Origin of the sequence: Streptomyces sp. N35 (assembly GCF_016464295.1) — a bacterium.
GTDB lineage: Bacteria > Actinomycetota > Actinomycetes > Streptomycetales > Streptomycetaceae > Streptomyces.
On sequence record NZ_JAEIMH010000094.1, the window covers coordinates 28,491 to 35,362 of the forward strand.

Here is a 6,872-nt window from a genome sequence, read left to right on the forward strand (position 1 = left end):
GCCCACCGCCCGGCCCGGTGGGGTGGAGGGCGGGCCCGGGCCCGGCTGCGCGAGCGTGTACGCGGTGACCCGGGCACCCAACACCGGCATGGTCGCGGCGATGCGCGGCCTGGGACTGCCGCTCGACTACCAGATCGAGGAGGGCACGCTGGTGATCACGGCTCGGCTCGACGCCCATGGGGGTCCCACCCGCTCGAGCGCAGCCGAGAGCTCGGGGGCCGTCAACTCACCGCTCCCGTACGCCGTCCAGCCCTCTCCTGTCGATCCTGACGGCCACTGAGCGCCTGGTCCAGATCGGCCCACAGGTCCTCGACGTCCTCCAGGCCGACCGACATCCGCAGCAGCCGGTCGCTCACACCCGAGGAGCGGCGGTCCCCGGCGTCCACGATCCGATGGCTGATGGACGCCGGGTGCTGGATGAGGGTGTCGACGCTGCCGAGGCTGACCGCCGGGGTGATCAGCCGTACCGCGCCGATCACCTCGTGCGGGTCGCCCACGGTCTCGAAGGCCACCATCGCCCCGCCGATCCGCGGATAGTGCACGGCGCTGATCCGCGGATCGGCGGATAGCCGCCCGGCCAGCTCCGCCGCACTGGCCGAGGCCGCCCGCACCCGTACGGGAAGGGTGGCAAGACCCCGGAGCAGCAGATAGCCGGCGAAGGGGTGCAGCACCCCACCGGTCGTGAACCGCACCTGCCGCAGCTTGCGCGCGAACTCCTCGTCGCAGGCCACGATGCCGCCCATCACATCGCCGTGCCCGCCGAGGTACTTGGTCGCACTGTGCAGCACCAGGCGCGCTCCGCTCTCGGCCGGCCGCTGCAGCACGGGGGTGGCGAAGGTGTTGTCGGCGAGCAGGGGCACCGAGCCGCAGGAGTGGGCGATGGCCCGCAGGTCGAGCTCGCGCAGCGTGGGGTTGGCCGGGGACTCGACGAGCACCAGACCGGTGTCGGGGCGGATGGCGTCCGCGATGCCCGCCGGATCGACCCAGGTGACCTCCGTACCGAGAAGTCCGGCGTTCAGGAGGTGGTCGCTGCAGCCGTACAGCGGGCGGACGGCCACGACGTGGCGCAGGCCGAGGCTCGCACGCACCAGGAGCACGGCGGTCAGCGCGGCCATTCCGCTGGCGAACGCGACGGCGCTCTCGGTGCCTTCGAGCTTGGCGAGCGCGGTCTCGAAACGGCCGACGGTCGGATTGCTCAGGCGCGCGTACACGGGCGGTCCGTCGTCGAGCGCGCCGGTCGCCGCGAAGGCGTCGATCCGGGCGGCTTCGTCACGGCTGTCGTACGAGGGGTAGGTGGTCGACAGATCGAGCGGCGGGGCGTGCAGTCCCAGACCGGCGAGGTCCTCGCGGCCGGCGTGCACGGCTTCGGTGGCGAGCGCCCGGGATACGGCGCTGAAGTCGTCGGTTGCCATACGCGGATTCTGAACAGCGCACCGGAATCAGCCGCGAAACCCCGTGTTACGTTCGGCCGATGAACGACTCCGTCGCACTTGATCCGGTCGATCTGGACATATTGCGTCTGCTGCAGAACGACGCCCGGACCACCTACCGCGATCTCGCCGCCGAGGTGGGCGTCGCCGCCTCCACCTGCCTCGACCGGGTGGCGCGACTGCGCCGAGCGGGCGTGATCCTCGGGCATCAGCTGCGCCTGGATCCGGCGAAGCTGGGGCGGGGGCTGCAGGCCCTGTTGATGGTGCAGGTGCGGCCGCACCGGCGGGAGCTGGTCGGGCCGTTCGTGGAACGGATCCGGGCGCTGTCGGAGTCACGGGCGGTCTTCCATCTGACCGGCCCCGACGACTATCTGGTGCATGTGGCCGTGAGCGACACCGCGGATCTGCAGCGGCTCGTGCTCGACGAGTTCACCTCGCGCCGGGAAGTGGCGCGGGTCGAGACCCGGTTGATCTTCCAGCAGTGGGACTGCGGACCGCTGCTGCCGCCGCCCACCGGCTGACCGTTTATCGGGCACTAGGCGCCGGATTCCGTCGTGTCAGACGGAAAGCCGAGAGCGGAATCCGGTGACGCGAGGCACGTCGCCGTATGAAGATTGCCCGCATGTCAGACACCACTCGCAGCCTTCTCCCCCGTCAGGTCGCCGATGCCTACGTGGACGACCTGATCGCCCTCGACCCGGTCACCGGCACCTATCTCGGCGACCCCGAAAGCGCCACCCGGCTCCCGGACTTGTCGCCCGAGGGCACCCGCCGGATGGCTGAGCTCGCCCGCACCACGCTGAGCCGGCTCGAGGCCGCCGAGCAGGTGCCCGGAGCAGACAGCGAGCACGAGCGGCGCTGCGCGCGCCTGCTCCGCGAGCGGCTGACGGCCCAGCTCCAGGTGCTCGACGCTGAGGAGATGCTGTGCGCGATCAGCAACATCATGTCGCCCGCGCATGAGGTGCACGATGTGTTCACGCTGATGCCGGTGGACACCGAGGACGACTGGCGCGCGGTGGCCGCGAGGCTGCGGGCCTTGCCCGCCGCGTTCGCGGGTTACCGGGAGTCGCTCGCGCTCGGCCTGGAGAAGAAGATCTACGGAGGGCCGCGCGCGACGGCCACGTTCATCGAGCAGCTCACCGAGTGGGCGGGCGCGGAGCGGGGCTGGTTCGAGGAGTTCACCGACCCGGCGCCCGCCTCGCTGCGCACCGAGCTCGACGCGGCCGGGCGCCTCGCGACGGCGGCCGTGGTGGAGCTGCGCGACTGGCTGCGCGAGGTGTACGCCCCGGCGGTCGCGGACGCGTCCGACACGGTCGGCCGGGAGCGGTACGCCCGCTGGTCGCGCTACTTCAACGGGACGGATCTGGATCTCGACGAGGCCTACGCGTACGGCTGGGCGGAGTTCCACCGGCTGCTCGGCGAGATGCGCAGCGAGGCCGAGAAGATCCTGCCCGGCGCGGAGACGCCCTGGGTGGCGCTGGCGCATCTCGATGAGCACGGCCGCCACATCGAGGGCGTGGAGGAGGTGCGCGCGTGGCTGCAGCAGGTGATGGACGAGGCCATCGAGGCGCTGGACGGCACCCACTTCGAACTCGCCGAGCGGGTACGGAAGGTGGAGTCACGGATCGCCCCGCCCGGTGGCGCCGCCGCTCCGTACTACACCTCGCCGTCCGAGGACTTCTCGCGTCCGGGCCGCACCTGGCTGCCGACGATGGGCCAGACCCGCTTCCCCGTCTACGACCTGGTGTCGACCTGGTACCACGAGGGTGTTCCCGGCCACCATCTGCAGCTCGCGCAGTGGGTGCACGTCGCGGACAACCTGTCGCGCTACCAGGCCTCCGTGGGCATGGTCAGCGCCAACGCCGAGGGCTGGGCGCTGTACGCCGAGCGGCTGATGGACGAGCTGGGCTTCCTGCGCGACGCCGAGGAGCGGCTCGGCTATCTCGACGCGCAGATGATGCGCGCGGTCCGCGTGATCATCGACATCGGGATGCATCTGGAGCTGGAGATCCCGGCGGACTCGCCGTTCCACCCCGGCGAGCGCTGGACGCCGGAGCTGGCGCATGAGTTCTTCGCGGCGCACTCCAGCCGGCCCGCGGACTTCGTGCGGAGCGAGCTGATCCGCTATCTGTCCACGCCGGGCCAGGCGATCGGCTACAAGCTGGGCGAACGCGCCTGGCTGCTCGGCCGGGAGAACGCCCGCCGTGCGCACGGCGCTTCCTTCGACGCGAAGGCCTGGCACATGGCGGCCCTGTCGCAGGGTTCGCTGGGACTCGACGATCTGGTCGAGGAGCTTTCGCGACTCTGAGCACTGATTCTGGGCGCTGACTCTGTGCGCTACGGGCAGGGGCGCCGCCATCGGCACGAAGCGAGCTCAGCGCCGGAATCCGCCCTCCGAGTCGATCACGTTGCCGGTGATCCACTCGGCCTCGTCCGTGGCCAGCCAGGCGATCAGACGGGCCGGGTCGTCGGGCATGCCCCACCGGCCGGCGGGGAAGCGTTCCGCGATCGCGTCGTAGATCTCTCCGGTGAGGTAATCGGTGTCCACCGGGCCGGGGTTGACGGTGTTCACGGTGACGAGGTGCTCGCCGAGCGCCGTGGCGAGGGTGCGGGTGGCCGAGGCGAGTGCGCCCTTCTGCAGGGAGTACGCGATCTCATGCGGCATACCTCCGGCGTGGTCCTGTCCGGAGGTCATCATCATCACCCGCCCGCCGGGAGCGGGCTCCGCGAGTGCGGCCCGCAGGCCGGCGTAGGCCTGCACGAGCAGCAGCACCGAACGGGTGTCGACGGCCCAGTGCCGGTCGAGCATCGCGGCGTCGATCTCGTGCAGTTGGCCGTCGCTGCCGCTGAGCGCATGGTTGGCGACGAGGATGTCGAGGCGCCCGCCGAGCGCGGCCGCCGCTGTCTCGATCAGCCGGCCGGGGGCGGCGGGGTCGGACAGGTCGCCCGGCCCATCGACGACCACTGCTTCGGGGTCGCCGAGTACTTCACGTACGCCCGCGACGACCTCCTCGGGACGGTCACCGCCCCAGGGCATCTCGTCGTCGTGCGGCACATGGTGGTGCACATAAACGCTCGCGCCGTACGCGGCGAGCCGTCGGGCGACCGCGTAGCCGATGCCGCCGCGCCGGCTCGCACCGGTCACCAGCGCGGTGCGGCCGCGCAGGGGAAGGGGGTCGCGGCGGAGCTGTCCGGGTGTGGGGTGCGGGAGTCGAGGCATGACGGATCATGATGCCTGCCGTCGGCCGCACCCTCAAACACCTTTACCGCCGGACACCCGCGGCCCTCCCGTCAGCAGCCGCAGTCACCCTCGATCGGTGCGGTCAGCGGGTCGGCGTCACGCTGGGCGGAGCCTTCCCAGGTCTCGTACGCGAAGCCCTCACGCGCCCAGTACTCGAAGCCGCCGAGCATCTCCTTGACGTGGAAACCGAGTTGGGCCAGGGCGAGCGCCGCGCGGGTCGCTCCGTTGCAGCCGGGGCCCCAGCAGTACGTGACCACGGGGACGGACTTGTCCAGGAGCTGCTCGGCCTGCTCGGGTATCTGCGCGGTCGGCAGGTGGATCGCGCCGGGTACGTGGCCCTGGTCCCAGGAGGCGGTGGAGCGCGTGTCGATGACCACGAAACCGGGGTCGCCGTCGGCGGCCAGTGCGGCCGCGACATCGGAGACATCGGCGTGGAAAGCGAGCGAGGCGGCGAAGTAGGCGGCGGCCGCGGCAGGGGCCGCCGGGGGCACCCGCAGAACGGGGTTGTCGCTGGTCAGGGCGGTCTGTGTTGTCGTCATGCCCAGTAATCTACGGCCGGTGATCATGCTCCGGCCAGGGAATTTCCCCGGCGTACACCTTGATCGGCCGGTGATTCCCCTGCTATCTCTCGGACATGACCGGCTATTCCCCAGACGCCACCGACTGGCTGATCCTCGACGCCCTGCAGCGTGACGGACGGGCCAGTTTCGCGGAGCTCGCCCGCACCGTCTCCATGTCCTCGAGCGCCGTCACCGAGCGGGTGCGCCGGCTGGAGGAGGCGGGCGTGATCCAGGGTTATTCGGCCGTCGTCGTCCCCGAGGAACTGGGTCTGCCGATCCTGGCCTTCGTCCGTCTCAGGTATCCGAACGGCAATTACAAGCCGTTCCACGATCTGGTGGAGGTGACTCCGGAGATCCTCGAGGCGCACCATGTCACAGGTGACGACTGCTTCGTCCTCAAGGTCGCGGCCCGCTCCATGAGCCACCTCGAGGAGGTCTCCGGGAAGATCGGCACGCTGGGCTCGGTGACGACGAGCGTGGTGTACTCCTCGCCCCTGCCCCGGCGCGCGATCAGCCGCTGAGGATGCGGCGGCCCGCGTCAGCCGGCCAGTCGCTCGCGCAGCAGCTTCTTGCCGAACTCGGCGCCCTTGCGGCTGTCGGCCTGCGCCTTGCGGAACAGTTCGACGACCGCTTCGTCCTTCTCACGCTCCGCGTCCTGGATGTACGTCTCCAGACGCAGCGCGTTGTTCAGGCAGGACTCCACGTACCAGACGAGGTTGTAGTCCTTGTCCTTGGTACCCGTGACGGATCCGGTTTCGCGGCCGGTAGGCATGGTGGCATTCCCTCCTTCGGGATGGGTTCGCCGCCGCTTGCCTTGCTGATGGCGACGTGGCCGCCGAGTACCCGAGGCCGGCTGCCGTACGCACCGTCGGACCGTGAAGCGGGCCGTGAATCGGGCCGTGAATCGGGCCGTGAATCGGTCAGCCCGAAAGCCCCCGCTGCCGCACCACCGAGCCCGCGCGCCCCTTCACCACTTCCAGTTGGGCGTGGATGCGCCGCCGCAGATCCGCGACGTGGCTGACGATGCCGACGCTGCGGTCGCGGTCGCGCAGGGAGTCGAGCACGTCGAGGACCTCGTCGAGGGTCTGGTCATCGAGGCTGCCGAAGCCCTCGTCGATGAAGAGGGTGTCGAGGCGGACCCCGCCGGCCTCGTCGGTGACCACATCGGCCAGGCCGAGGGCCAGCGCGAGCGAGGCGAAGAAGGTCTCGCCGCCGGAGAGTGTCGCGGTGTCGCGCTCGCGTCCGGTCCAGGCGTCGATGACATGGAGCCCGAGTCCGCTGCGCGCTCCGCGGCCCGCGCGGTCGTCGGAGTGGACCAGGGTGTAGCGGCCCCCGGACATCCGCTGCAGCCGCATGGTCGCGGCGGCGGCGACCTGTTCGAGGCGGGCCGCGAGCACATAGGACTCGAGGCGCATCTTGCGTTCGTTGTCCGCCGAGGTGCCGGCCGCGAGCGTCGCCAGGCGTGCGACCCGGTCGTACTCCGCGCGCAGCGGCGCCAGTTGGCGTGCCTCCGCGGCGGCCTGGCGCGAGAGCCGGTCGAGTTCACGGCAGCGCTCCTCGGCGGGCGCCTGGGCGCTGGCCGCGCGCCCCAGCGCCCGTTCCCCGATCTCCGCGGCCCGCTCGGCCCCGGCCGGGGCGGGG

At 71.1% G+C, this 6,872-nt stretch carries 8 protein-coding genes and 1 pseudogene; 4 read left to right on the plus strand and 5 right to left on the minus strand.

Annotated features, from left to right (window positions below; all coding sequences use genetic code 11):
- A pseudogene (locus JAO81_RS43060) lies at nt 1–280 on the plus strand (hypothetical protein); the annotation flags it as partial.
- On the opposite strand, the gene JAO81_RS35355 reads toward JAO81_RS43060, so the two are convergent.
- Nucleotides 222–1,412 (minus strand): PLP-dependent aspartate aminotransferase family protein, encoded by a 1,191-nt coding sequence (locus JAO81_RS35355; RefSeq protein ID WP_199552086.1) that lies wholly within the window; start codon nt 1,410–1,412, stop codon nt 222–224. The pseudogene JAO81_RS43060 and the gene JAO81_RS35355 overlap by 59 nt on opposite strands.
- A 59-nt stretch (nt 1,413–1,471) precedes the next feature.
- On the opposite strand from JAO81_RS35355, the gene JAO81_RS35360 reads away from it, so the two are divergent.
- Entirely contained in the window at nt 1,472–1,951 is a 480-nt protein-coding gene (locus tag JAO81_RS35360) for an Lrp/AsnC family transcriptional regulator (protein ID WP_199552087.1), read from the plus strand.
- Between the two features lie 101 nt (nt 1,952–2,052).
- A complete protein-coding gene (locus tag JAO81_RS35365) occupies nt 2,053–3,738 on the plus strand; it encodes a DUF885 domain-containing protein (RefSeq protein WP_199552088.1) in 1,686 nt (561 codons plus the stop codon).
- Nucleotides 3,739–3,804: 66 nt separating this feature from the next.
- Here the strand turns inward: JAO81_RS35365 and JAO81_RS35370 are convergent, their stop codons facing one another.
- Together JAO81_RS35370 and JAO81_RS35375 are read right to left on the minus strand one after the other, a co-directional pair.
- On the minus strand, nt 3,805–4,650 hold the full coding sequence (locus JAO81_RS35370; protein ID WP_199552089.1) for an SDR family oxidoreductase: 846 nt from the start codon (nt 4,648–4,650) through the stop codon (nt 3,805–3,807).
- Nucleotides 4,651–4,721: 71 nt separating this feature from the next.
- The gene (locus tag JAO81_RS35375; RefSeq protein ID WP_199552090.1) at nt 4,722–5,210 is read right to left on the minus strand and encodes a rhodanese-like domain-containing protein; all 489 of its coding nucleotides are present in this window, start codon (nt 5,208–5,210) and stop codon (nt 4,722–4,724) included.
- A gap of 95 nt (nt 5,211–5,305) precedes the next feature.
- Between JAO81_RS35375 and JAO81_RS35380 the strand changes: the two genes are divergently transcribed.
- Nucleotides 5,306–5,752, plus strand: coding sequence for an Lrp/AsnC family transcriptional regulator (locus JAO81_RS35380; RefSeq protein WP_199552091.1), 447 nt, complete (start codon nt 5,306–5,308; stop codon nt 5,750–5,752).
- 17 nt (nt 5,753–5,769) lie between these two features.
- Here the strand turns inward: JAO81_RS35380 and JAO81_RS35385 are convergent, their stop codons facing one another.
- Together JAO81_RS35385 and JAO81_RS35390 are read right to left on the minus strand one after the other, a co-directional pair.
- Nucleotides 5,770–6,003 carry a hypothetical protein gene (locus tag JAO81_RS35385; RefSeq protein ID WP_199552092.1) on the minus strand — a complete coding sequence of 78 codons (234 nt, stop codon included), beginning with the start codon at nt 6,001–6,003 and terminating at the stop codon, nt 5,770–5,772.
- 148 nt (nt 6,004–6,151) lie between these two features.
- On the minus strand, nt 6,152–6,872 hold a 721-nt coding region (locus tag JAO81_RS35390; protein WP_267913101.1), incomplete at its 5' end, for an SbcC/MukB-like Walker B domain-containing protein.

Coding starts and splice junctions, on each gene's coding strand:
- JAO81_RS35355 (WP_199552086.1), bottom strand. CDS start 1,412: ATGGCAACCGACGACTTCAGCGCCGTATCCCGGGCGCTCGCCACCGAA.
- JAO81_RS35360 (WP_199552087.1), top strand. CDS start 1,472: ATGAACGACTCCGTCGCACTTGATCCGGTCGATCTGGACATATTGCGT.
- JAO81_RS35365 (WP_199552088.1), top strand. CDS start 2,053: ATGTCAGACACCACTCGCAGCCTTCTCCCCCGTCAGGTCGCCGATGCC.
- JAO81_RS35370 (WP_199552089.1), bottom strand. CDS start 4,650: ATGCCTCGACTCCCGCACCCCACACCCGGACAGCTCCGCCGCGACCCC.
- JAO81_RS35375 (WP_199552090.1), bottom strand. CDS start 5,210: ATGACGACAACACAGACCGCCCTGACCAGCGACAACCCCGTTCTGCGG.
- JAO81_RS35380 (WP_199552091.1), top strand. CDS start 5,306: ATGACCGGCTATTCCCCAGACGCCACCGACTGGCTGATCCTCGACGCC.
- JAO81_RS35385 (WP_199552092.1), bottom strand. CDS start 6,003: ATGCCTACCGGCCGCGAAACCGGATCCGTCACGGGTACCAAGGACAAG.